The organism is Parabacteroides sp. 52 (genome assembly GCF_010500925.1).
Lineage (GTDB): Bacteria > Bacteroidota > Bacteroidia > Bacteroidales > Tannerellaceae > QVMG01.
On record NZ_QVMG01000004.1, the window covers coordinates 1 to 26,396 of the forward strand.

Genomic DNA, 26,396 nt, shown 5'->3' on the forward strand with positions numbered 1-26,396 from the left:
CACTGCAAGCAGTGGTCCCCCTCTTCTTATCCAAGAAGAGGAGCCAGGATAGTGCTGGTTGGTGTAAGGGGATGTATTGCGGATCACCCCGAAAAGTTGTGGATCGCTTCATATGAGGTGATGTTTGAAAGTAGTCAAAGTAGTCAGAGTAGTTATCTGTCGCTTTGCTCCATAGTAGTTAAGTAGTATAATATAAACACATTACCCATTCTACTTGACTACTTTAACTACTTGCTACTTTGACTACTTATATTAAATCCCCCTTCAAGTCCACAACTTTCCGGGATGATCCTGTATTGCGGCCGTGGGATGTATCCCACGGTTATTCACATGAAACCCCTCCGGGGTTCATTGGTGACATCTTTTTTCGGGGTGATTTGTGCTTATTCGTATTTGCGATGCAGGATTTCGGAATAGATGAGGGCTTTCTTTAATGCATCCGGATCATGAAAGTCATCGGCGGATACCAGGGGAGGTACTGGTTGGTCGGTTTCTTTTTTATTGAAAATGCCCGAAGAACCTTGCAGGCGGATAGCCCGTTCGATTTCACTTTCGCTCGTAAGGAAAGGAGTAGGGGTTTTCTGTTGTTTGGTGGGTTTTTGTTTTTTTGCCGGTTTGACAAATGCTTTTTCCTCCGGTTCGTAAGGGATTATATCCCAAAAATCCCTGTCGGAAGCGGTTTCTCTACTGACTATGGGTGGGGTAATCGGTGGTTGATTCTTTTGCTCTTGCTCTTGTGTTTTTTTCTTGATAGAGTTATATATACCACTGATTCCGGCAATCACCAGAAAAACAATATAGAGCCAATCCCCTGCGTTATCCATAACTTTGATTATTTTTGTAGTCCAAAAGTACGTATTTTCTTGAGAAAAGCAAGATTAAGAGTCCTATATAAAGTAAATAAGGGTAACTTCACAGCCACCCTTATTTGATTTAACCAAAACCTTAACTATGAAAAAATTTACGTTTTTCACTGCAAATATAAAATGCAGTTTCAAATAATGCAAGTATTTACTTGCTTTTTTTTGATAAAAGTGTTAAATTATGCTTTATTAATAAATGAATAAATGAGAGAAGAAGAAAAAGGCGCTGACTTAAAATCAGTAGCCCATGATCGGGAGAAATTATTGTACATTGAAACGTACGGCTGCCAGATGAATGTGGCAGATAGTGAGGTAGTTGCCTCCATTATGCAGATGGATGGGTATACAGTAACCGAAAAAATAGAAGAGGCGGATGCCATACTCGTGAATACCTGTTCGGTGCGCGACAATGCGGAGCAGAAGGTGTTGGGTCGACTTCAGTATTTCCATTCGTTGAAACGCAAAAGAAAATCGTTGATCGTCGGCGTATTAGGTTGCATGGCAGAGCGGGTGAAAGAGGAACTGATACGTGACCATCAGGTAGACTTGGTCGTTGGCCCGGATGCTTACCTGGACCTGCCGAATCTGATCGGTGCGGTGGAGCATGGGGAGAAAGCCATCAATGTGGAGTTGTCGACGCAGGAAACGTATAAGGATGTGATTCCTTTGAAATTGAGCGGGGTCAATCTTTCCGGATTTATTTCTATTATGCGTGGATGTAATAATTTTTGCACGTATTGTATTGTGCCTTATACCCGGGGGCGGGAGCGTAGCCGTGATCTGGAGAGTATCCTGAATGAGGTGCGGGATATGCGTGATAAAGGCTTTAAAGAAGTGACACTTCTGGGGCAGAATGTGAATTCATACATCTTTCATGCGGGGGATGAGGAGATTACCTTCCCTAAACTCTTGGAAAGAGTGGCTCTGGAGGCTCCGGCTATGCGTATTCGTTTCACGACTTCCCATCCGAAAGATATGAGCGATGATACCTTACATGTGATTGCTTCTTATGCAAATATCTGCAAGCATATTCATCTGCCGGCGCAATCGGGCAGTAGTCGTGTCCTGGAGGTAATGAACCGGAAGTATACCCGGGAATGGTATTTGGATAGGATCGCAGCTATCCGCCGGATAGTACCGGAATGTGCGGTTTCAACGGATCTTTTCTGTGGTTTCCATTCGGAGACGGAAGAGGATTATCAGGAGACTTTATCCCTGATGCGGGAAGTCGGTTATGACAGTGCTTTTATGTTTAAATATTCGGAACGTCCGGGGACTTATGCGTCCAAACATATGGCGGACGACGTGCCCGAAGAAGAAAAGATACGCCGCCTGCAGGGGATGATCGACCTGCAAAACCAGTTGTCTAATGAAAGCAATCAGCGGGATATCGGCAAGACGTTTGATGTATTGATTGAAGGTTTCTCCAAACGTTCACGCGAGCAATTGTTCGGACGTACAGGACAAAATAAAGTGGTTATTTTTGATAAAAAGAATTACCGTGTGGGAGACACTCTTTCGGTAAAGATCACGCATGCCTCTTCTGCAACATTGTTCGGAGAACCTGTAAACGACTAATGGTTAAAGAATTTTAAAAACATAGAGCGTTCCACAAATTATTCGTTCTTTTGCATGGAAATTGGGAGAGTTATGTGTTGTGCATAACTCTCTGATTTTTCTAACTTTAAATGAATAGTGTTTAATGGCTGAAAGTAAAAAGGTTAGCTCTGTCTCTTTTTTTAATTCGCGTCTTACCTCCATCATTAGTATTGCCCTGGTGCTTTTTCTGCTGGGAATGATTCTCCTGATAGGTTTATTAGGGAATAAATTATCCGTATATGTGAAAGAGAACATCTCCTTTTCTATCGTATTGAAAGACAACCCCAAAGAGGGAGATATCAAACAGATGCAGAAACGCTTGAATGCCATGCCTTTTATCAAATCCACAGAATATATTTCAAAAGATCAGGCAGCCCGGGAATTGGAGGAGGAGTTGGGAGAGAATCCGGAGACCTTCCTTGGTTTCAATCCGCTGCAGGCATCCATAGAGGTCAAGCTTCATTCGCACTATGCGAATCCGGATAGTTTGCCTATGATAGAAAAGCAGATCAAGTCTTATGCGACAGTTTCCGACGTATTGTATCGCAAAGATATGATGGAGATGGTGCATACCAATATAACCCGTGTCGGTCTTTTTCTATTGGCTCTGGCTGCCGTATTGATGGTCATCTCTTTTGTTTTAATCGGTAATACGATTCGTTTACTGATTTACTCCAAACGATTTCTTATTCATACGATGAAGCTGGTTGGGGCTACTCCCGGTTTTATCCGGCGTCCTTTTATCCGGTACAATATGATCAGTGGCTTTTTTGCGGCGGTGTTAGCAATATTGTTGTTGACCGCATCGTTATATTATTTACAGACAGAGCTTCAGGGTTTTATTCAGATCCTGGATTTGCATACACTCGTTTTCGTTTATGTAGCCCTCTTGGCTTTGGGAATTCTCCTGTCTGTGTTTGCGACATTATTTGCCGTAAACCGTTACCTGCGTATGGACGGAGATGAAATGTATTATGTTTGATAGGTGATTGTCAGGGGCAAACCGGAGCATAGGTTTGTGTGGCAATATGTTTAGGAATTACAATTACTAATTTAGAATGAAATAAATGGCTAAAAAGGACTTTGCATTTGGGAAAGAAAACTTTATTCTGATCGCGATAGCAATTGCGGTTATTGTGATTGGATTTGTATTGATGAGTGGAGGAGGTTCTGAAGACGGGGTGACTTTCAATCCGGAGATCTTTGGGGCACGCCGTATCATTGTAGCACCTGTAGTAACGATTGTCGGTTTTATCCTGATGGTTGTCGGTATCCTGAAGAATAGCAAAAACGAAGAAGTGGAAGAATGAGTATACTGGAAGTTATCATCATTGCCATTGTAGAAGGACTGACCGAATTTTTACCCGTTTCATCCACCGGACATATGATTATTACCCAACACTTATTGGGGGTGGAGAGTACGGATTTTGTCAAGGCTTTTACTGTAGCCATACAATTGGGGGCTATCCTTTCGGTCGTTTGTCTTTATTGGAAGCGTTTTTTTCGTTTGAATCCGGGCAAGGTAACCGACCTACGAAGTTTTTTGCATGCATATGATTTTTACTGGAAATTGCTTGTCGCTTTTATGCCGGCAGCGGTAATCGGTTTTTTATTGAACGATTTCATTGACACTTTGTTGGAGAATGTCTGGGTGGTAGCCTCTATGTTGATTCTTGGAGGCATCTTCATGCTTTTTGTCGATAAGATATTTAATACCCCCCAGGAAGATCAGAAAATAACGGAGAAGAAAGCTTTTCGTATCGGTCTCTTTCAGTGTATTGCTATGATACCGGGGGTATCCCGTTCGATGGCAACGATTGTAGGCGGTATGACACAGGGGCTTACCCGGAAGGAAGCTGCAGAGTTCTCTTTTTTCCTAGCCGTACCGACCATGTTGGGTGCGACAGGGTATAAGCTGTTAAAGCTTTTCCTGGAACCCGGAGGAAGTGATGTGCTGCAGGCTAATATGACAGCCTTGGTATTAGGCAATGTTGTCGCGTTTATTGTGGCTCTGATGGCCATAAAGTTCTTCATCGGATATATTACTAAATATGGTTTTAAAGCATTCGGTTATTACCGCATCATCATCGGTGGCGGTATATTGGCATTGATGTTAACCGGACATAATTTGCAGATTATTTAATGGATTTTATACAAGGAGAGATACTTTATTTCAATAAACCTTACCAATGGACCTCGTTTGATTTGGTGAATAAGTTCCGTTATAAGTTGTCACGGAAGCTAAAGGTGAAAAAGATAAAAGTAGGTCATGCCGGAACATTGGATCCGCTGGCTACGGGAGTGATGATCGTATGTACCGGGAAAGCGACCAAACGGATCGATGAATTTCAATACCAGGTAAAAGAATATATAGCCACTGTTAAATTGGGAGAAACGACTCCCTCTTTTGATCTGGAGAAAGAAGTGGATGGAGTATATCCGACCGAACATATCACCCGTGAACGCGTCGAAGAGGTACTGCGTACCTTTGTGGGAACGATCCAACAGGTGCCCCCTGTCTTTTCTGCTTGCAAAGTAGATGGAAAGAGGGCCTATGAGATGGCACGCAAAGGGGAAGCGGTAGAACTTAAATCCAAAACATTGGTTATTGATGAAATAGAGTTGTTGACCTGCGATTTGCCTGTGATAAAAATACGGGTGGTCTGTAGTAAAGGCACTTATATCCGTGCATTGGCCCGGGATATAGGGGTCGCACTGGAATCCGGTGCCCATCTGATCGCCTTGGAGCGTACCCGGATAGGAGATGTAACCTTGGATATGTGTATGTCTGCGGAAGATATTGATCTTTTTCTGGAAGAGAACGTAAGTGAAAAAATAGAAGAATAAAAATAAATAGAAGTATGAAGCTTTCAAAATTCAAATTTGACCTGCCGTCGGAACTTATTGCTACGCATCCGGCGAAGAACCGGGATGAGTCTCGTATGATGATTATCCATCGTAAGACGGGGGAAATCGAGCACCGGGTATTTAAGGATATACTGGAGTATTTCGGAGAAGAAGATGTTTTCATTTTTAATAACACGAAAGTTTTTCCTGCCCGTCTTTATGGAAATAAAGAAAAAACAGGGGCACGTATTGAAGTCTTTTTGTTGCGTGAATTAAATGAAGACTTGCGTCTGTGGGATGTATTGGTTGATCCGGCCCGGAAGATTCGTATCGGTAACAAATTGTATTTTGGAGAGGATGATTCCATGGTTGCTGAAGTAATCGATAATACCACTTCCCGGGGACGTACCCTTCGTTTTTTGTATGATGGCAACCATGATGAGTTTAAGCAATCGTTGTATGCCTTGGGAGAGACACCTCTTCCCAAATATATCGACCGCCCGGTAGAACCGGAAGATGAAGAGCGTTATCAGAATATCTTCGCTACGGAAGAAGGGGCTGTGGTGGCTCCGGCAGCCGGTTTGCATTTCAGCCGTGAGCTATTGAAACGGTTGGAGATAAAAGATTGTCATTTTGCTTTCCTGACGGTGCATTCCGGTTTGGGTAACTTCCGTGATATCGATGTGGAAGACCTGACCAAACATAAGATGGACTCGGAACAGATGAATATCAGTGCAGAGGTAGTGAAGACTGTGAATGCGGGCATTGATGGTGGGCGTCGTGTCTGTGCGGTGGGCACTTCTGTGATGCGTGCGGTGGAGACGGCTGTCAGTACAGACGGTCACTTGAAAGAGTTTGAAGGATGGACGAATAAGTTTATCTTTCCTCCTTATGATTTCAGTGTAGCCAATTCTTTGGTAACCAATTTTCATCTGCCTTTATCGACTTTATTGATGTTGACAGCCTCCTTTGGCGGATACGATATGATTATGGATGCTTACAAGGTAGCTGTAAAAGAGAAATATCGCTTTGGTGCTTATGGCGATGCGATGTTGATTATCGATTGATATATGGCTAAGGCTTATCTGAGTATAGGGACAAACTTAGGAGATAAACGCGGAAACCTGTTAACGGCTACCGCTTTGTTAAAAGAAAGGGTGGGGGATATGCTCGCCCTTTCTACTATCTATGAAACAGAACCCTGGGGGTTTGAATCTCAGCATACATTTTTCAATGCGGCTCTTATCCTGGAGACCGCTCTTTCGCCTATGGAATTGCTTGATGTCACCCGCCTGATCGAGACAGAGATGGGGCGTATCAACAAAAGTGATGGATCCTATCAGGATCGCATTATCGATATAGACATTTTACTTTATGACGACCTTATCCTGCAAACCGATCGTCTTACTCTTCCCCATCCCCTGATGCACAAACGGACATTTGTCATGGAGCCTCTTGCCGAAATAGCCCCGGATGTCGTTCATCCCCTGTTGCATAAGCCGATGATACAATTGCGGTCCATATTATCCGAATAAACAGTTGTCCTTTTTTCTTTATTCCTGTTTCTTTATAAGTGCATGAAGCGCATTTGTTTATTCTCGGTATGTGGGATGTCTGTGTAACCACGCATTGGCATAAGAACAGCTCGCCATACAACTCAAACCCTTTTCCCGGGCATAATCGAATGCATTCTTTACCAAAGCGGCAGCCACTCCCTGGCCTTCAATGGGGGAAGGAACAAGGGTATGTGTTATGACCAATATTCCGTTAATTACTTTGTAGGTGACAATTCCGGTAAAGCCATCTACTGTAGTCTCAAATCGTTCTTTCTCCGGATGGTGAATAATAGCATAGTTCATATGTCATTTATTTTATAGGATCGTTTTCTTTTGAATGAGAACATCTTTACTTACCTATTTGTTTTCTGTTTTTTTCTCTAACAACAAAAGGGCCATCCTATCTATATAGGACAGCCCTTTCACTCCATGTGAATAACTAAATTAATCTATTCTGACCCTATATAAAGATGTACGTGCACCTATATAGAGTGTCTTTTTATCTTTCCCTCCGAAAACTATGCTGGAAGGACGTTCAGGTACATTTATGTTTTCCAGGAAGTTCCCGTCAGTATCGTAAACAGCAATCTCTCCTGCAGGAATATACACATTTCCTTTGTTGTCGACAGCCACATCGTTTTCCCCTGTCTCAGCGAATAAACGCGGATTTATCCATTGACCGTTCTTGTCTATTTCGCAACGATAGGTTTGGTTTTCCCCATAGCTACTGATAAAGAAGGTTTCTCCGGCTTTGCCTGGCTTGAGATTAAATGTTTGTCCCAAGTCGGCTGCGTTTGGTAAGATTTCCTTTTTGTTGGCCGTCCTATATCCGGTTTTAACCGGATGACTAATGGCGGTAGGTATCCTGTGTTCGGAACGGTATTTAGCTGTCTGAAAGAGGAAACGCTCAACATCCTGAGATGTATAAGGAACCTCCTCCAGGGGTTGTAATGTGCCGGCAGGATCTTTCGGATCGAAAGTGAACACATGCACCTCTCCGCGTGAGAAGATACTGGGGTGTAACATATAACGTGTGACAACAATCAGATTATCTTTTTCATCGCAGGCCAACGACTGCGGATAGATAGGCAGGTCACTGATTAATTTCAGTTCATCTTCTACCGTCCAGCAATAGATACGTTGCCAATGTGCATCGACAAAATAGATGTTCCCTTTACTGTCTGTGGTCATACCATCGATATCAAAGAAATCTCCGGCCAATTTTTCTATTTGGGAACCCGCAAGCAGTACTTTCGAAGCCTGTGTATCAACCTTTGCAGGCGCATTGCCTGAGATATAAATCAAGGCCGCTTCGCGGGGGCGAATCTGTATATCGTGTGTTGCATCATAGACTGAATTGTCGAAAGGGAACTTTGTCCAACTGTGTGTATGTACCCCTTTAAAGGTGAGCCTTTGTGAGTCTTCTGTCCGTATAGCATACGGAACAGGAGTTGTGACCCGGCTGACCCGGTAAAGGAAGGTGTTGACAAACAGGATATCCTTCGAGTTTCTTATATCGACAGGTAGACAATAGGGCCCTTCCCCGCTTTCTGTTTCCAGCTGCAGACCGAACATTTTCCAATTGGAAACATTGTCGATAATCACTTCGTTGCGTACATGGTGCTCGATGGAGATGAAATAGATACGTCCGGATGCAGATGTGTTTGAAATGAACATACCTGCTGCAGCATAGGGACTGGGGGTCCATATATCTTTGAATGTACCGCCACCTCCGTCGGTGATCCACAAACTCCAATACTGTGTGTCCCATTTGCGGTAAGGAATGCCGTCGGCTGTCCGGTTATCATTGTATACACGCACATCGCGGCCGTTCAGGGCGTAGGTGCCGTGTCCTCCACTGAAACGTACATCATTCATCATGGATCTTTCCCCGGCCATCCATTTGGCTGCTACGGCACGTGGATTGATACCCGATGTATTCAAGCCTATGCCGGATACAATATTTGTCCCTCCCTGAGGGGCCTCCAGTAGAGGAAGTGGACTTCCTATGCCCTGATAAGCCGGTGTGCTGTCTCGCAGTAAAATGACGGTAGCCGAAGGATGTAAACCTACCAGGTTGGTATGCTTCTTCAATACAATCGGTCGTGTCACTCGGTAATGTCCGGAAGGCAGATAAAGGGTCTGATGGTCGGCGATCGCTTTCTCAATGACATCGGTATCATCGGTATATCCATCTCCTTTGGCTCCCAAGGATTTCAGGTTGACCCATGTTTTGTTTTCAGGAAGCAGAAACACATCACTTTCTACCAGAGGGGGGAGTTTGCTTAAGGAAACAATCTCCTGCGAAGTACCCATATGAGCATTTCCTTCTGTTTCTTTTATATGCAGCCCATGTGTGAACTCTTTTACCAGATAATGGCTGCCTTTGGCTTTAATCTGTTTTCCGGAACCATTGAAAAGAAGAAAGTCCGGTACTTTTGTGCAGACGATATTCTCCAGGTTGATCTGTGTCCGGCTGTTGTTTTCATTATTGACAACAATGGCTGGGCCACTGATCTGCTCAAAGCGGGAATCGGATATCCATAGTTCTTCGGAACGATCGTCTTTTGTCCGTACTGCGGTAGGAACCTGTTTGAAGTGATTGCGGATAATCATTAATCCGGCTTCTTCTGTCAGGATGGCCGCTTTCTGTTGTTTTTCAAAATACGAGTCGATCACTAACGATTGCCAGCCCGGGGCTGTTTTGATGGTTTTAATCGCATAATCCCCTCCGAAGAAGCGACAATATTCGATCTCGTTGCATATATCTTCCACCCCGATAGTGCCGGGGCTTAAATGGAAGTCCATATGAGAAAGGAAACAGTGCTGTGCCGCATGAAAACGAATACCGATAGCAGAAGGATTACCTTCTGCTATCTTGATATTTATATTGCGGATACCGGAATAAAAAGTACCGGCATTGGCATCTTGTATCGGACGTTCTCCCCGGGGACGGTCGGAAGTAAAATGAAACATATACTTCTTTTCGCCTTCCTGAAATCCGGGTGTGTTTTTCCCTAACAGTATGGTCGGTCTGTTTTGCCCATATCCGATCAAACGTATGCCTTTCCAGAGGTGAATGGTTTTACTTATCCGGTAGGTCCCTTCCGGAATAAATACCACTCCATACCGCATGTTTTCCTGTACTTTGTTGATTGCCTGTTGCAAAGCATCGGAAACATCGACACTCCCGTCAGCCTTGATGTCAAAGTGTTCCGGTGTAAAGTATACAGCCAGTTCATCTTCCATGCGATCTTTATAGATGGAAGCATGTTCCGGTAAAACACTTTTCCCGTACAAATTGCCCAATAGGCAGAAAAGGAAGCAAAGGATACTATATTTTCTCATAAGGGGTAACGTTTGATACTTACTGTCATTGTACCGGCAGCTATTTTATTTACATAGATATATGCTGCATATTTACCGTCAGCCGTTTTCATGAAAGCACCTCCGTCGGTGTTCAATCCCAGGGTGTAATCTACGGCTTCATTCAGGTTGAGTGTTTGAAAGTCGATGTCATCCAGGTATACAGCCGGCATACTTCCTTTCAACTGAGCATCTCTTACATTGTCTCGGCGGGCTTCCATCGGAGTTTTTGTTTTTGCCCAGTTGGAAGGAATCACCTCAGGAGTCGCAATGTATTTGGAGTCGGTTCCCAGAGAAACGAACGAATGCCCGTAGTTGAAATCGCCTAACTTATCCTTATGAATATAGACAAAATCGATTTTGTCAGACAGATTCAGACTTTCTACCTGCTCTTTGGTATAGGCTGCCATATTGGCGATGGAGAAATAACAAACATCTCCGGAAGTCATTACAATCAAACGTTTCATGTCCATTTTAGAGACAGGATATTCCGGTGTGGAATAAGAAGCCGTTTCTCCCGTTGTCGATTTAGAAGAAAAAGAGAAAGAGATGTTTTTTCCCCGTGCCTCTTCCGGAACTACATAGGCATAACGTACGGTTGCTGCGATCAGATCCACCTTGTTTTTCCCATGTGCTACTGTCGGATTGATATAGATTTCATCAATTTGATCTTCCATCGTTGCCGATGAGATGGCACCGCTTGTATTGGTCTCACGCACCGAACGTACGGGTACCTCATTGCCGGCGGTATAGTTTACACCATCAATCTGGATTGTCGTACGGGTGGTATAATAAGAAAACAATTCAAAGCCGGTACCTTGTGCTCCGGCGATAGAAGCTCTTGCCTCTGCCGTTTGCAATTTGCCGGTCTGTGCTCCCATAGCATAAGCAAATTCTATTTTCTCACCCACAATAGCCGGAGCTGTTGTTTTTTTGATCAAGTCGTTTTTTAAGGAGGAATCATCATCATCGCTACAAGATACGAAACCACAAAAAACGAATAAGATTATTAGATATTGAAATAATTTCATGATTCTACTTTTTTAAAGTTATTGACCCTGAACCGTTACTGTAATCGTATAGGTTTTCTTTACTTCTCTGTTTCCCGAGATAACCGTGTATTGACGAGGTTGTGAAAAGTCTACCCATTCACCCATATTCGGTGTTACGATAGCATCCAGATCCACACTGCAATACGGTTTCACGTGTTTGATATTGGTACCGAATTTTGCTACGGCGGTTACCGTTGCTTTCTCAGTATCTATTGAGTGACTGACTAATACGGTCTGGTTGTCGGGACCCAATAGTTCGAAGCGGGTGATATCGCAGAGTTCGCGGTCTGTGATCAATAAACCGTTGTCATCTATCGGAGAATCTCCACAAGAAAGGAGAGAGAGACCACATAGTAAGATCAATGTTATTGATATAATAATATTCTTCATCTTTAGTCTATTTTAATCGTTTGTAATTCAGATTATAACCACGGTCTGTTCTGTGTCAGATTCGGGTTGCGATCTCTTTCAGTCTGTGGTATTTTATAAATATAATAACGTTGATAATTAAGTTCATTCGCGTTTTTAAACTGGTCATGCACTCTCACATTATGTGTATTATATAATGTCCAGCCATCTCCATTGGGAGCTCCCCAGATATCTTCTACCTTTCTCCAACGACGGATATCAAACGGGCGTTGTCCTTCTGAGATTAACTCCACAATACGTTCTTGTTCGATCGCTTTGAAGAATGCTTCTTTGTTGGCATACATTTCTGCAGTCAACTCAGGCAGATTCCCTCTGTGGCGGATTTTATTGATCAGTCCGATTGTTTCTGCCGTAGGACCTTCCAACTCATTCACTGCTTCACTGTACATCAGATATACATCGGCTAAACGCATCAGATAGAAGTCCTGAGGACCGTCACTGCGTCCGGTGATGCCTGTATTGCGCACCCATTTGCGGTAGATGTAACCGGAACCGGTACCTACATCGTAGTTGATATAATTCACCCCGTCTTTCTGACCGTATTTGAAAGGCAATTTACCGGTTACTTCCAACCCACTTGTGCTTAATGTAACCATTTCTTCACCATCCCATAAAAGGGTTGCTTTCATTCGCCAATCTCGGTTCTCATATGTCTCCCGGTTGATAGAACCATTCTTTAAAGTAGGATCGGTGCTTAGTACCAAAGGATCGACAAAATCACCCGTTGTCAATGATTGGTATCTGTCAACCAGGCGGATGGTAGGCATCAACCAGCATTGTGCATTTCCGGTACTACGGGTGCCGAAGTCACGTTGCATTTCTTCTCCTTGCCCTAGACTCGGGCCGGCATGTTGTACAGAAAATATGATTTCCGAACTATACTCATTATAGTGTTGGAACAAATGCCAGTAAGAAGGATCTTCGTAAGTACCCGGATTTCCTTCACTGAATAGCTTCAATCCATAGTCGTTGATTACTTTGGCAAAATCGTCTGCCGCTTTGCGGAAAGAATTTTGTGCTTCGCTCTGATCCTGGGTGAATCCATCCAGTTCAGGCCATCCGTTCTTTTTCCAGGAAGCCCAGAATAATTCCACTTTGGCTCTGAAGCCATAAGCGGCCGCTTGGGTTGCCCGTCCTTTGTAAGCACCTGAAGGCAATACAGAGATGGCATAGGTAAGATCCTCAATGATGTCTTTTTTGATATCTGCAATAGGGGTACGTGACAAAGAAATGGCTTCGTCATGTCCTTTTAGTACATGTCGGTAATAAGGTACATCTCCCCATAATTGAATCAAGCGGAAATAAGCCAGCGAGCGCAGGAAATAGTTTTCTCCATTTTGCGCCTGCAACTCCTCTTTCTGTTTGCCACTGGTCGACTCGATCATTTTTTCGATGTTCTCGATGGTAAAGTTCGCTCTGTTGATTACCTGATAACAGTTTTTCCACATTTGATCAAAACCAGATGTAGATCCGCCGGATGCACTGAAAGAACCTCCTCCACCGCTTGTTCCGCGTGTCCAGTGAAATTCTCCATGTCCGTCAAAATAGTAATCACGTCTGAAAAGTGTACGTGTTGCATCGTATACGCCATAGGTTGCACTCAAAGCATCCTCGGGACTGTTCCAATAGACATCCGAAGAAACCTCAGTAGTCGGCTGTCTGTCCAATAAATCGGATACGCAAGAAGAAAGTATACTTACCATCCCGATCAACAAGATATATTTTAATTGTTTCATCTTTACAATCTTTATTAGTTATCAAAATTCAACGTTTAGACCCACAGAAACTGTTTTCACAACAGGATATACGTCAAAGTTCGTACCGTTTCTCCAGTCGTATTTGGGTTTTTCAGGATCCACCCCTTTCCAGTTCGTCACAGTGAACACATTTTCAGCAGAGACAAATATACGTGCCCGCTCCAATGTGATCTTTTTCAGTAGAGAAGTAGGGATTGCATATCCCAATTGGAGATTCTTGAGACGCAGATAACTGGTGTTCTGTAACCAATAAGTCGATTCAGTAGTGTTCCAACTGCCTCTGTTTCCCGTGGTAAGACGGGGCATGGATGCCTGTCTATTATCGAGGCTCCAGGTGTCTGTCCAGTGGAATTCCTGGAAGGCAAAACGGTCGGCAGGTAGGTTTACCGTATTGAAATCATCTGCCCAGAAGTCCCATTTACCGAAACTACCCTGAATAAGGGCAGAAAGGTCAAAGCCTTTATATTGCATAGCCAGTGTAAATCCGTATTGAATGGTAGGATCGTCCCGGTATCTGTTTTCAAATGCTTTCCGGTCGAGATCGGTAATCTGTCCGTCTCCGTTCAGGTCTTTCAACATCACATCACCCGGTGCTGCATACGCTCCTGTCTGGTAGGGCGCATTGTAAAAATCATTCCAGGATTGAGCCAAGCCGGGATACGCTTCATAGGAATAGACATAATGGTAAGGCATATCCAAGAAGACCCATCCTCTGGATAGATAATCGTTCCATTGTTCCAGTTTGTTGGTGTTGTATGACGCATTCAGGTTGATGCTGTAATTCAGATCACCTACCTTGGATCTCCAATTCAGGTTGGCTTCGATACCCCGGTTGCGGAGTTTACCGATATTTCGTTGCGGTGCGGAATAACCTTCCAATAACATGGAGTGGTCGGAAGGACGAATCATGTCGCTTGTCAACCGGTCATACCAGTCAATCTCAGCAGTTAACTGATTGTTCAAGAAGCCCAAATCCAATCCGATATTGGTGACAATAGAGGATTCCCAGGAAAGGTTTTCATTGATCATCTTATACGAGCTGAACCCTTTCACCAAACTGCCGTCTACTACATAGTTGGTTGTCTTTAATGTATTTTTCTGTTCGTACCGACCAACTCCGGAGTTATTCCCTAAGGAACCGTAAGAAGCTCTGAATTTGAGATTATTGAATACCTCTTTTAAGTTGGAGAAAAAGGCTTCTTCCGATATACGCCATCCCACGGCAACGGAAGGGAAGAATCCATATTGATGGCCTTTGGCGAATCGGGAAGATCCATCCACGCGGAAGTTGGCTTCTAATAAATAACGATCGAAAAGTGTATAATTCAAACGGCCAATATACGAACGAAGACCTTCCGTGTCGGAATTACCTATGTTCGTTTGAATAGCTGTGGAGGCGGCATCCAATTCCGTCAGTGAAGGATACAATCTGTCTTGCCGGGCTCCCTGCAGTCTTCTGTTCGACCAGTATTCCTGTGTGGCAGCCAACATGATAGCCAGGTTATGCCCTTCCAGAATCTCGCGTTGGAAGTTTATCTTACCTTGTAAAAGCGTTTTATGTCCTTGGCGGATGTCATTGCTTATGTTATCCGTATCGGGCATTTTACGTGCTACTTGTCCGGTCTGGAAGTTATAGGTATTTGTCGGATTGGTATAACTTCTTGTAAACTGATTGTGGTATTTCAATCCATAGCTGACGTCTACGCTTAATCCTTTGATTACCTCCCAGATACCGAAGAGTGTGCCGTTGTAATCCTGCCGTTCTCTTTCGCTTTTGTATAATTCATATTCGGCAAGTGTATTACCGGCAGAGCTATTTTCTCCATAGGCCATTGCTCCTCCGTATTGTCCGGTTTCCGGATGTTTGTTTAAGATACCGGATACGGCATATTTCAAACCGGCATTTTCCAATCCATTTCCCCGAGGATAGTCGGTAATAGCCCAGGCTCCGTCTGTTTTTACTCCTACGGTGATATTGTCACGGATCTTATAATCCAGGTTGATACGCATATTATAGCGTTTGTAGTCGTTGTGGATTTGCAATCCTTTTTCATCCATGATACCGGCTGAAACAAAGAAGTTTACTTTATCCGTACTCCCTGATGCAGAGATGGTATGATTCATGGCTCCTCCTGTCCGGAACATTTCGTCGAACTGGTTGGTGTTAGGGAATAAAATCGGATCGACCATGCTCAGTGCCATCCATTGTTCGGCAGAGGCCTGGCGGAAACCGGAGGAATTGTTGCCTGAACTTGCCGCACGCATTTGCATCGTCATGGCCCGGGCATAGTCATCCAGATACGGATAGAAGTCCGCCGCTTTGGACCAGGCGTAAGAGCCTGTATAATTGATCTTTGCTTTGCCCTGTCCTTTTCCTGACTTTGTCGTGATCAGTATGACACCGTTTGCCGCACGAGAACCGTATACAGCAGAAGAGGCTGCATCTTTCAATACGGAAATACTTTCGATGTCATTCATGTTCAGACTGTTGATATCTACATCCGGCATGCCGTCGACAACGACCAAGGGGTTGGTGTTGTTTACCGTTCCCAGTCCACGTACCTGAAGCGCTGCCCCACTGAACCCGGCAAATCCGGATCTTTGTTGTACGTTTAAGCCGGGGATTAATCCGGAAAGCCCGGAAGAAACATTACTTACTGAGCGGCTGGCAATTGTCTCGTCCATTTTGACGGCGGCAACAGCACCGGTCAGGTTTACTTTTTTCTGTGTACCGTATCCGACAACCACCACCTCGTCGAGTGCCAATGTGTCTTCTTTGAGTACAATGTTAATATGGGATTGATTACCTACATTTATCGACTGAGGGATATAACCGATATAAGAGACAACCAAAACAGCCCCTTCGGGAACGTTCAATGTGTAGTCTCCGTCAATGCCGGTAATGGTTCCGATGGTGGTACCTTTTACTGATATACTGGCGCCAATAACCGTTTCGCCGGTTTCGTCTGTTATTATACCTTTGATGGTCCGTGTGTTTTGTTGAGGCTGAGCTACCATTTTCCCTGTGACAGAGAAAAGCTGTGAAGTCGTTTTGTCCGACTCGGATTTAATAGGCGATACAGCTACCAGTAAGAACACGATCACAAGCCAACTGGCCAGAGGTATTTTACTTACTAAGTAAGTGATAGACAGAATGTCTTTGTGGTTTACTTTTTTGTTCATAATTTCACATTGTCTTACAATAATTTGATAATTAGATACTTTTTATTCACCAGGTCTTATGCCCGGTAGGGAAAGAATGCAGAGGTTTTTCTCTGGTTTACTGTCAGGTTTTCATCATAAATCATTTTTTAGTTATACTTGTTTTTAACTCATTCGTACATGCTACCAGGAAGAATATGTGCGTTTCCTGTAAATTGTGTTTTTTCTATTAGGGTATGGGAAATGTGATGCGCAAACAATCAAACACGGGTTTTCATTAGGGGTTTCATTCGGGTTTTTACTTGTACAGCGATACATGTGATTTAATTGTTTGCGCACACATTTCTTTCTCTCACATAAGATAGTATGTACTAAGACCCATATCACACCTTGCAAAGGTAGAGAAGGCAGGCAGAAGCAGGATTAAAAATCATCTCTAATCCTTTCAAAATTATCTCATTGGATATTTCTGTGTAATTGTAAGTTGGTGATGTTCAGGTGGTTTCGGTGTTATTCGTTGCCGGTTTGTGTTGTAGGCTGTATTCGGAAGCTGAAATTCCATACATATTTTTAAAGCAGGTGGAGAAGTAGGTCGTGGAGTTGAACCCGACCAAAAAAGATATTTCCGAAATGTTTTTAGTTGTTTCCACCAACATCTTTGCTGCTATTTCCAATCGTTTGTTGCGGATCAGGTCTACGGGCGATAAATCGGTGAGGGCTTTTAGTTTGCGGTAGAAAGTGGCACGTCCCATGCCGATCTCTTTACAAATCAGGTCTACGTTCAGATCCGGATTATCCAGGTATTGCTCGATCACTTCAAAGAAACGTTGCATAAAGCGGTCATCGGCCGAGCTGGTCTCAATGCCCAGAGATTCAAGGGAAAACTTCCTGCCATATAACTCTCTCAGTCGCTCCCGTGCCGCCAGGATATTGTGAATACGAAAGAGCAGTACTTCCATATTAAAAGGCTTGACAATATAATCGTCCGCACCGCTTTGGTATCCTTCTTTTATATGCATCACCATCGATTTGGCTGTCATGATAATAACCGGGATATGTCCGGTGCGCATATCTTCTTTGATCCGTGAACAGAGTTGCAATCCGTCCATTTCCGGCATCATGATGTCACTGACTACCAGATCGGGAATGGATTCGGTGATTCGGTCGAAAGCGATTTTGCCATTTTCCGCCTCTAATACATCGAAATAAGGCTCCAGCCGTTGTTTGACATAAGTGCGTACCTCCTCATTGTCTTCGGCAAGCAGGATCTGGTAACGTTGTTTCAGTACCGGCATATCCTGCAGCTGGGCAAGAGTCGTTTCCGTATAATCGGCAGGAATAGGTTCTGCTGCAATAATCTGCTCTTCGGTATATACCGCCCGATCCACCGGCAGAAGCAGGCAGAAAGCCGAACCTTTGGGTTGATTATCCTCGATCCATATTTTCCCCTGATGCAATTTGATAATAGACAAGACGAGGCTGAGTCCGATACCTGTACCTGCCATATTCCGGTTGATCTCATTCTGCCCCTGAAAAAACGGGGTGAAGACAAACTGTTTTTCCGCATCGGGTATACCCTTGCCGGTATCTTTCACCGAGAGATATACATACCGGTTCGACTGAAGGTTAACCTCCGTCAGGTCGTCCGGGCTAAAACGTTCGCACACTGCCTCCCGGGGCAGTTGTTCCAGGCAGATTGTTACTGTATCTCCTTGGGAGGTGTGCTTAAAGGCATTGGATAAAAGGTTGAAGATGACCTTTTCCAATAGGGAGCGATCGAACCAGGCATGCATTTGTACCGTATCCGACTCCAGCTTAAATCGAATCTGATTCTGGGCAGCGATCTGGTTGAATGCAACAAATATTTCTTGAGTAAACAGGTAGAGGTTGTTTTGTGATACGCGTATTTGCATATTGCCGGACTCGTTTTTCCGCAGATCCATCAATTGATTGACTAATAACAACAGCCGTTGTGTATTATTAAATACCATTTGCAACGTACTTTTTAAATGTCCTGCCAGATCCACCCGCTGCAGGATTTCTTCCAATGGGGGGATGACAAGCATCAAAGGGGTACGCAGCTCATGCGAGAAGTTTGTGAACATGCGGATCTTGGATTGATGAAACTCTTCCTGTCTTTGTTGTTCTTTTTGTTTTTCTATCAGGTCGTGCTCCAGCTTCCGTTTCATGTGAAAATAATAATAGAGGGTGAAAGTGATGCCACAAACGACCAGCGTATAGAAGAGATAGGCATACCAGGTGGCCCATACAGGGGGAATGATCTGTATAGAGATGCTTTCCCCTGTATTATTCCATAACCCGTCGTTGTTGGAACCCCTGACATGAAAGATATACCGGCCGGGCTTGAGATTGGTATAAAAGGCCTCTTTCCGATTTTCTACATAGTTCCATTCTTTATCGTATCCCTCCAATTTATAGGCATATTTGTTTTGGTTGGGGAAAATATAATTTAAAGCGGCATATTTTATTGAAAAATTATTCTGATTATGTTTCAGCCGGATTTCGTTATTGATAAAACCGGTCTGTAAAATATTAGAGGTGTCTTTGACTTGAATATCCTGATTATTCACTGTAAGAGCCGTTAGTACCACCGGTGGGAAGAAATCGTTTTTCCGTATATAATCGGGAAGAAAGGAGATTATACCTTCGTTTCCGCTGAAGTAAATCCGGTTGTTGGGTAAACGGATGCCTCCTTTCATGGTGAACTCATATACCTGTATTTCGTTCCGGTCGGTGTAATTGACAAACTCTTTCTTTTGTGGGTTAAAAGAAGAGATTCCTTTTCCCGTACTCAACCATAACTTTTGGTCCTCTCCACAGATGATGGAATAAATATTGTCATCCGGAAGTCCCTCGGCTGTTGTATACGATTCACGTATGCCCTGCTCTTTGTCAAAGAGATAAAAACCGCCCCCAATGGTAGCAATCCATATGTTCCCATTGGCATCTCGGACGATATCACTGATATAGTCACTAAGAAGTTTGAAAGGCTCTTCTTGTTGAATATTATACCGTATAACCGTTTGTGTGTGACTGTTGTAATGCGTGATGCCCCCGTTATGCGTGCCGGAAAGGTAAACACCGGGTTCTATTTCAAAAAAACAACGGTTGCTGCCAAAAGCCAGATGGGAGGAGTCGGAGAGGGGGAAGCTGTGTTGGATATGGCCATCGGGAGAAAAACGATACAGCCCGATAGCGCCGGCTGTTCCTACCCATAAGGCTCCGTCACTCGTGCGGGTGATGGTATAAATGCTGATGTCTTTGCCAAAAGAGTGAAAGAGAGAGAACTTTTTTGTGCGTGTATCGAAACGGTATACTGTCCCTTTATTGGTGCCGCACCAAACGATATCGTTTTCAATCAGAAGCGATTTCAGAATGTTTTGGTTATTTCGATTCTCCGGTTGTGCATCCAGGAGGTAATGATGGAATGTATTCTTTTCCGTATCCAGGGAAAGAAGACCACCCCCTTCGGTGGCAATCCATAGTTTTTTTTCTTTCTCCTGATAGGCCATGGCCCCGAATATACCGAAGGCGGTGTTCGAAGCCCTGCCCGGTTCATGAAAAAGGAACCGGCTGTTCAACGGATTACTGAAACTGACTCCCCCGGCATAGGTCCCCACCCAGAAAGTATTTGCATTATCCACGTAGGAGGAATATACCGAGAAATGTCCCAGCCCTCCCTGGTTGCTCTCAAAATGCGTGAAACGATCGACCGTATTCCCTGTATAATCCAGTATGCTCAGTCCGTCAAATGTGCCAATAATCAGTTGATTTTCATATTCGAGAATACTGCGGATATGGTTATTCCCGATCCCGCTGTTTTGCGTATGATAATGGCTTACGGTATGGCTGAAAGGATCGATTTTATTTAATCCGGATTGTTTGGTCCCTACCCATATCTGTTGCCGGGAGTCTTCATAGATTACGCTGATATGATTTTCAGTGACAGCATCAGAACCTTCTGAGTGGCTGTAGTGATGTATGAAGTGCAGGTCTCTGTCGTATAGATACAAACCATTCCCTTGTGTGCCTACCCATATATTGTCCCGGCTATCCTGATAGAGTGAGATCGTGTGATGATTTTCGTCTGCAAGGGGGAAAGCGTGGAAGGTTTCGGTTGTTGTATGGAAATAGAAAAGTCCGATATTGGTGGCAATCCACAAACGCGACTGCCGGTCCAGGTAAATACTGTTGATCCACTCCTTGATAGAGATGAGCTGGTTGGTTTTTTCGCGATCGAATACCGTAATCCGGTTGGTCGTTAGATCCAGCCGGTTTAATCCGCTTATGGTGCCGATCCACAGGTTGCCGGATCCATCTTCCAATAAGTCTGTGATATGGTTATGAGAAAGGCTGCCGGTCTCTTGTGTCTGATGTTTATAGAGGGTAAAAGAGTTGCCGTCGTATTTGTTTAACCCGTTGCGGGTAGCAAACCACATAAACCCTTTGGAATCCTGATATATTTTTACGACCGTCAATTGAGACAAACCATCCTTTAAGTTTAGGGTATAAAAATGATAAGGCAGTTGATTTGCGTTCAATGCCCCTATCAAACAAAAAAGGAAAATAATCAGCCAACGGTTTTTACTCATGACTTCATAGTGGATATTTTGCAAATATAGTGAAAGCCGAATGCAGAGCCAAACTTGTTTGAGCTATGTTGAGGCGCATCCTATATTCTGCAAAAATACAGAATAAAAAAGTTAAAAAGAACAGAATGTAGTAAGTTGATTGTAAATCAGGCTGTTTTGATGAAATTCGGTTTTTGTATAGGCCCAATTGTGCTTATTTTTCGAGTTGTGCAACAGCCACGCTTGTTGTGCGTTCGGCCTTATTTGTTTTCCACGTTTATTTCCATTTCAGACTTATGTTCTAAATAATACTCAAGTACTTTTTGTGCAAAATCATATTTGCTGGCAAGACGTGTTTCTCCGAAATGGTTTGACACGGTTAACTCTACAACATCTTTACCTCCGTTGGTATATGTTTTTGCTGAATTGAGTTTCTCTTCTACATAATATTCTATGTTTTCTGGAAAATATTGATTTCTCCTTTGTCCAAATAAAAATGTATGAGTAGAAATCGAATATTTAACTAATTCACCATTGATTAAAACATTTGAGATAGCCAAAAGCGTACAATCAATTTCAAACTGCCTTGTATTCGGCCACACTTTAGTTAAAGTTAGTTCTAACACATGTGCTTGGTTACTGGAATTCTCGTATACCGTAAAGAGCGGGTTCCATTGTGAAACATCAATATTTTTCGTATACACAGGTATTATTTCTTGATGTGAGAGATAGTGGTTCAGAATAGATTCACTCAATTTATCGTCGGTGTACCATTCTCCTGTAGGATCAGCATGTCCCATATCTACTCCATCCTCATAGAACGTCAAAGACTCCATGCGAAGTTGCATTCTGTAATTATCATCAATTTTATTTACTTGCATCATATAGCTACTGCCGGTCCCCGATGTTGTTGATTTGGAATGATTAAAGACATTGAACATAAGATAGAAGATTTCTCCAATTGACTCTGTAGCTGTTCCATATTTTAAGTAGTCATATTTACAAATATTACCTAAATATAGGATATTATCATTTGTTTCTGAAATTACAATACGTGATTCATTCATGGTACTACTATTTGGACGTTTCTGACCACTACAAACTGTTGTAATGGTCAATGTAAAAATAATCAATGTAAAATATTTCATTATTTTCTTCATTTACTTTTTGCAAATCACTATCGCCTGCTGACATTTTTATGTTTTTTTATATTTCACTATAACCCGACTTTGGATATGCTATGAATTATTGCACAAATCGAATAAATAACAAAAATAGCAACTAAATTCAATAGTAAAAATAGAATTCTTTTTGGTGCATGATTTATTGTTATCACATAATAGACAGAGTACAACAAATTTACCCCCATCCATACTGTAAAAAAGATATTTCCATATTTTTTACCTAACATTCCTCCTTCATGTCCTAATGGTGTGGAATGATAAATCAAAATCATTGACAAAATAAGGGTAATGGTGTTTATTAATAGTAATTTACAAATACTAATTTTCATAATTCATTTCTGTTGTTTTACTCTGTTTATGTCCTCATCGATTGAATCTTTTATCCAATTCTTTGATGGCGATTTCTACTTCCAACGGATCGCCCAGGCGTAAGGTGTCGACCAGGGCCAGAAATTCATAGAGGGCAGGGTCTTGTTCGATGAAATGGGGGATTTTATCATACAAAGGGACTACCGAACTGCCTCGCCTTGTGCCTTTGTAATGTGGCCATACATAGACCTCTTTTCCTTCCATGATATATAAACGCATGGGGTTGGCGGAATGTGCCGTGCCTATTCCCCGGGTGGGACAACCCAACTGGGGAGGGAATACATACCTTAATCCATGTATGAGGAAGTTGCGCAAGGCGGTTTTTTGTACGATGCGTTTGTGCTCATCTACCAGGCCGGCGATGCGATTTCTTTCCATGGCGCCTGTTACTTCACTTGCGCTGAGTGAAAGGGCAGAAGCAATGCCTGCGAATGTCCAGGGTGTATCGTGGTAGGTGATGATTTTCAAGAGGATCACGATGTCCTGTGGGCGCATTCCGTTGTGTTTATGCATAATTTGTGTGTATTTGCAATTTGTGAATTGCAAATATACGTATTTTATGTATTAATATACAAATAATTAACTATGCTTTTGTGAAATTGTTTATTCCCGGATATACGGCTTGGGGAAAGGCCGTTTATGAGATGAATACCTCGCTTATTGAAGCTTTTCTCTCTATTGTTTGGGGAATTGATAAGGGGGATTTGGGGGGAGAAATCTATTGCCGAAGGGCATCAACAGTATTGCCGATGCGCATCGGCAACATTGCTGAAGGGCATCGACAATATTGCCGATGCGCATCGGCAACAAAATACTCCTTCTTAAAAGGAGCGAAATTCAGGGTACGAGACCTAGTTTATCCATTTCCAATACGGCCATGATAAATGGGCCGATCACTTTAGGATCATTGGCTCGGATCATTTCGTTGATATAGTAGTTATAATCTCCCGAACGGTTATCTTTGCCCCCTAAGCCGGCTACTCCACAAGCGCGGGTGATGTGCATGAGACCATTCGTATCGAACTCTACAAATTCTTTGATAAAACCTTTGTAAGCTTTTTCGGCCACCTGGCGATAGGAGGCATCGATATATCCCATACGCACGGCTTTCAACAGGGAATAGATAAACATGGCCGAGCAGGAAGACTCGACATAATTGCCTTTGTCTCCGCTCCGGTCCAACACCTGATACCAGAGTCCTGTTTTTTTATCTTGTATTTCTTTCAACTTACCGGCTATATGGTTGAGGATCTCCAGAACCTCTGTCCGTCCTTCCTGGTCGACAGGCACAAAATCAAGGGCGTCGACAATGGCCATAGCGTACCACCCTAAGGCGCGGCCCCAGGTATGTTTGGATTGTCCGGTTACTTTGTCGGCCCAGAACATTTCCCGGCTGAGATCGCAGGCGTGCCGGTACAAACCGTTTGCCGGGTCATAGGTATGGCGGGCGGCCATGCGGATCTGGTTGATTACATCGGCAAAGTCTTGTGGGCGGTTGAAGCGGGCGGCATATTCAGCCATAAAAGGAGTACCCATATAAACCCCATCCAACCATACCTGATGGGGGTAAATCTTTTTATGCCAGAAGCCTCCATCTTCATTCCGGGGGTGTGTGTCCAATTGGCTGCGCAACAGATCGATGGCCTTTTTGATTTTGGGATCCTTTGTATAATCGTAGAGCCGGAATAATATCTTTCCTGAATTGACACGGTCGATATTGTAATCGGATAATTTATAAGCTGTGATACTTCCGTCCGCCTGGATCATGGTATCGGCATACGCCAGGGCGTAATCGAAATACTTCTCGTCTCCATTCTTTTCATATAGTTGGAGGAAGGCCTGCAGTTCCAGACCATGGCAATAATCCCATTTGAGAGTAGGCTGAAAATCGAGTTGCCAGGATTCGGGACAACGGATCATCTCCGCGTCGGCAATCTTCACGGCATAAGAGAGCGGCTCTTTCGTTTGTTTTTCCGGCTTACTGATGCGGAACCAGTCCACCTCGGCCCAGCCTCCATCGTTTGTCTGCATCGCCGGCCGGGTACAAAAGGTACCTATCTTAGCCCCGATCCATTTGCCTTCTTTTGCCTGGAAACGATGGCCCAGGGGATGAAATGTTTTGCCGTCCGTGCTATACGAGAAATGGCAGACAGCCTGTGCGTCGAAGGATGCTTGCAGATACACCCATGTCGTCTCTAAAGGAATGGATGCATTTACTGTTTCCGTCTTTCCTTCGTCTGCCTTTTCACAAACCACCTGGGAGAGAAGGAGACCTTTCTCTGTATTTTCCAATAAGAGTCCGCTATAATCCCGGCCCATGACTACGAGTCCGGTGCGTTCGCCTGTATACTTGGGTGAAGGGGAAAAGCGCAGTTTCATTGTCGCTGTAAAAACATCGGCGGGTGTTTTCTGTAATAAGAGGTTGGGGACATCCCAAAGGCTCCGGTAGGAGTCCGTTACCGGATAGGAATATAAACGGATACATCCTTTGGCGGCATCGTTGAATATCCACTTCGGGTTATAGTTGGCATGCCATTGCCATTGCAGGCCCAGTTCGTTTGTTGTAAACTCATCACTTTCGTGCGGGCTGCATATGGGATAGGTTTTACCCACGTTGGGCTTTTTATATTGTAGTACGGGTTCGCCGCAACCGTCCTGGTCTTTATCCGCACCAATCACCGGCCAGTCATTCACCCATTGCATGGGTTGCAGGTGTACAATACGTCCGTAGGCACCCACGTCCTGGAAGTGTAAGAACCAGTCTTCGCCTGTTGTCGTATCTACCCAGGCTCCTTGATGCGGTCCGTTTATCCGGCTCTTTCCTTGAGCGAGTACAATCTTTTCTTCGTAAGGTCCATAGGGATGGGTGGCACGCAAGGCAAGCTGCCATCCGGTAGCTACCCCGCCGGCAGGGGCGAACAGGTAATAAAAACCGTTTCGTTTATAGAACTTAGGCCCTTCGATAGTCTCCTGTTTGTCATGCCCGTCAAAGATGATACGGCTTTCTGTGATTGCTTCTGTGGCTTCTGCATTCAACTCACACAGGGCCAATACACTCTTCAGTCCTGCACGGCTTCCGGCATAGGCATGGACCAGGTAGACTCTTCCGTCGTCATCCCATAAGGGGGAGGTGTCGATAATGCCTTTGCCTGTTTTTACCAGAACCGGTTCGCTCCAGGGACCTTGTATATCTTTTGTTTTTGTCATAAAGACTCCCTGATCCGGATCGCCCCAGAATATATAAAATACCCCTTTGTGGTGACGGATACACGGTGCCCACACCCGGTTGCCATGTTCCGGTATTTCCGGCTCGGATACCGGTGGCAGGGCATAAGGAATGGCAGCACTGATAATATTCCAGTTCACCAGGTCTTTCGAATGTAATATCTGCAATCCAGGTATGCACTGAAAGCTGGAGGAGGTCATATAATAATCCTCTCCCACCCGGATGGCGTCCGGATCTGAATAGTCGGCATACAGGATGGGGTTGCGATAACTGCCGTCTCCTTTGTCTGCCACCCATACGGGAGAGATATAATTTGTTTGTCCTATGACCGGATAAATTTTTAGGAATAAGGAGGATACGATACTAAAAAACAGGATGTAATTCTTCATGGTAT

18 protein-coding genes and 1 pseudogene are annotated in these 26,396 nt (G+C 43.8%); 7 read left to right on the forward strand and 12 right to left on the reverse strand.

Annotated features, from left to right (window positions below; translation table 11 throughout):
- Nucleotides 1-383: 383 nt before the first annotated feature.
- The gene (locus D0T51_RS04105) at nt 384-824 is read right to left on the reverse strand and encodes a hypothetical protein (RefSeq protein ID WP_163725573.1); all 441 of its coding nucleotides are present in this window, start codon (nt 822-824) and stop codon (nt 384-386) included.
- A gap of 243 nt (nt 825-1,067) precedes the next feature.
- Between D0T51_RS04105 and miaB the strand changes: the two genes are divergently transcribed.
- From miaB to folK, 7 genes are all read left to right on the forward strand, one after another.
- Nucleotides 1,068-2,441, forward strand: coding sequence for a tRNA (N6-isopentenyl adenosine(37)-C2)-methylthiotransferase MiaB (gene miaB / locus D0T51_RS04110; RefSeq protein WP_163725576.1), 1,374 nt, complete (start codon nt 1,068-1,070; stop codon nt 2,439-2,441).
- A 124-nt stretch (nt 2,442-2,565) separates the two neighbouring features.
- A complete protein-coding gene (locus D0T51_RS04115) occupies nt 2,566-3,444 on the forward strand; it encodes an ABC transporter permease (RefSeq protein ID WP_163725578.1) in 879 nt (292 codons plus the stop codon).
- An 85-nt stretch (nt 3,445-3,529) separates the two neighbouring features.
- A complete protein-coding gene (locus D0T51_RS04120; RefSeq protein ID WP_163725581.1) occupies nt 3,530-3,772 on the forward strand; it encodes a DUF3098 domain-containing protein in 243 nt (80 codons plus the stop codon).
- Nucleotides 3,769-4,605 (forward strand): undecaprenyl-diphosphate phosphatase, encoded by an 837-nt coding sequence (locus tag D0T51_RS04125; protein ID WP_163725584.1) that lies wholly within the window; start codon nt 3,769-3,771, stop codon nt 4,603-4,605. The genes D0T51_RS04120 and D0T51_RS04125 overlap by 4 nt, the downstream gene beginning before the upstream one ends.
- Nucleotides 4,605-5,309, forward strand: a complete 705-nt coding sequence (truB, locus tag D0T51_RS04130; protein ID WP_163725587.1) for a tRNA pseudouridine(55) synthase TruB — start codon at nt 4,605-4,607, stop codon at nt 5,307-5,309. Before D0T51_RS04125 ends, truB begins: the two co-directional genes overlap by 1 nt.
- Before the next feature lie 14 nt (nt 5,310-5,323).
- Nucleotides 5,324-6,376, forward strand: a complete 1,053-nt coding sequence (queA, locus tag D0T51_RS04135; RefSeq protein ID WP_163725590.1) for a tRNA preQ1(34) S-adenosylmethionine ribosyltransferase-isomerase QueA — start codon at nt 5,324-5,326, stop codon at nt 6,374-6,376.
- A gap of 3 nt (nt 6,377-6,379) precedes the next feature.
- Nucleotides 6,380-6,844 (forward strand): 2-amino-4-hydroxy-6-hydroxymethyldihydropteridine diphosphokinase, encoded by a 465-nt coding sequence (folK, locus tag D0T51_RS04140; RefSeq protein ID WP_163725593.1) that lies wholly within the window; start codon nt 6,380-6,382, stop codon nt 6,842-6,844.
- Nucleotides 6,845-6,901: 57 nt separating this feature from the next.
- On the opposite strand, the gene D0T51_RS04145 is transcribed toward folK, so the two are convergent.
- From D0T51_RS04145 to D0T51_RS12215, 11 genes and pseudogenes are all read right to left on the reverse strand, one after another.
- On the reverse strand, nt 6,902-7,168 hold the full coding sequence (locus D0T51_RS04145) for a GNAT family N-acetyltransferase (protein WP_163725596.1): 267 nt from the start codon (nt 7,166-7,168) through the stop codon (nt 6,902-6,904).
- Between the two features lie 141 nt (nt 7,169-7,309).
- Nucleotides 7,310-10,213: a glycosyl hydrolase family 28-related protein gene (locus D0T51_RS04150; RefSeq protein ID WP_163725599.1), complete on the reverse strand. Its 2,904-nt coding sequence runs from the start codon at nt 10,211-10,213 to the stop codon at nt 7,310-7,312.
- Nucleotides 10,210-11,262, reverse strand: a complete 1,053-nt coding sequence (locus D0T51_RS04155; RefSeq protein WP_163725602.1) for a DUF4466 family protein — start codon at nt 11,260-11,262, stop codon at nt 10,210-10,212. The genes D0T51_RS04150 and D0T51_RS04155 overlap by 4 nt, the downstream gene beginning before the upstream one ends.
- An 18-nt stretch (nt 11,263-11,280) precedes the next feature.
- On the reverse strand, nt 11,281-11,673 hold the full coding sequence (locus D0T51_RS04160; protein ID WP_163725605.1) for a hypothetical protein: 393 nt from the start codon (nt 11,671-11,673) through the stop codon (nt 11,281-11,283).
- A 32-nt stretch (nt 11,674-11,705) separates the two neighbouring features.
- Nucleotides 11,706-13,448 carry a RagB/SusD family nutrient uptake outer membrane protein gene (locus tag D0T51_RS04165; protein WP_163725607.1) on the reverse strand — a complete coding sequence of 581 codons (1,743 nt, stop codon included), beginning with the start codon at nt 13,446-13,448 and terminating at the stop codon, nt 11,706-11,708.
- Nucleotides 13,449-13,469: 21 nt separating this feature from the next.
- Nucleotides 13,470-16,652, reverse strand: coding sequence for a TonB-dependent receptor (locus D0T51_RS04170; protein ID WP_239056670.1), 3,183 nt, complete (start codon nt 16,650-16,652; stop codon nt 13,470-13,472).
- A gap of 473 nt (nt 16,653-17,125) precedes the next feature.
- Nucleotides 17,126-21,244 (reverse strand): hybrid sensor histidine kinase/response regulator transcription factor, encoded by a 4,119-nt coding sequence (locus D0T51_RS04175; RefSeq protein WP_163725610.1) that lies wholly within the window; start codon nt 21,242-21,244, stop codon nt 17,126-17,128.
- A gap of 239 nt (nt 21,245-21,483) precedes the next feature.
- On the reverse strand, nt 21,484-22,383 hold the full coding sequence (locus D0T51_RS04180; protein WP_163725612.1) for a hypothetical protein: 900 nt from the start codon (nt 22,381-22,383) through the stop codon (nt 21,484-21,486).
- A gap of 387 nt (nt 22,384-22,770) precedes the next feature.
- The gene (locus tag D0T51_RS04185; protein WP_163725614.1) at nt 22,771-23,289 is read right to left on the reverse strand and encodes a hypothetical protein; all 519 of its coding nucleotides are present in this window, start codon (nt 23,287-23,289) and stop codon (nt 22,771-22,773) included.
- A 324-nt stretch (nt 23,290-23,613) separates the two neighbouring features.
- Nucleotides 23,614-24,777 carry a glycoside hydrolase family 105 protein gene (locus tag D0T51_RS12280; protein ID WP_373457005.1) on the reverse strand — a complete coding sequence of 388 codons (1,164 nt, stop codon included), beginning with the start codon at nt 24,775-24,777 and terminating at the stop codon, nt 23,614-23,616.
- Nucleotides 24,754-26,391: pseudogene (locus tag D0T51_RS12215) on the reverse strand (glycoside hydrolase 43 family protein); the annotation flags it as partial. The pseudogene D0T51_RS12215 and the gene D0T51_RS12280, both read right to left, overlap by 24 nt.
- Nucleotides 26,392-26,396 lie beyond the last annotated feature (5 nt).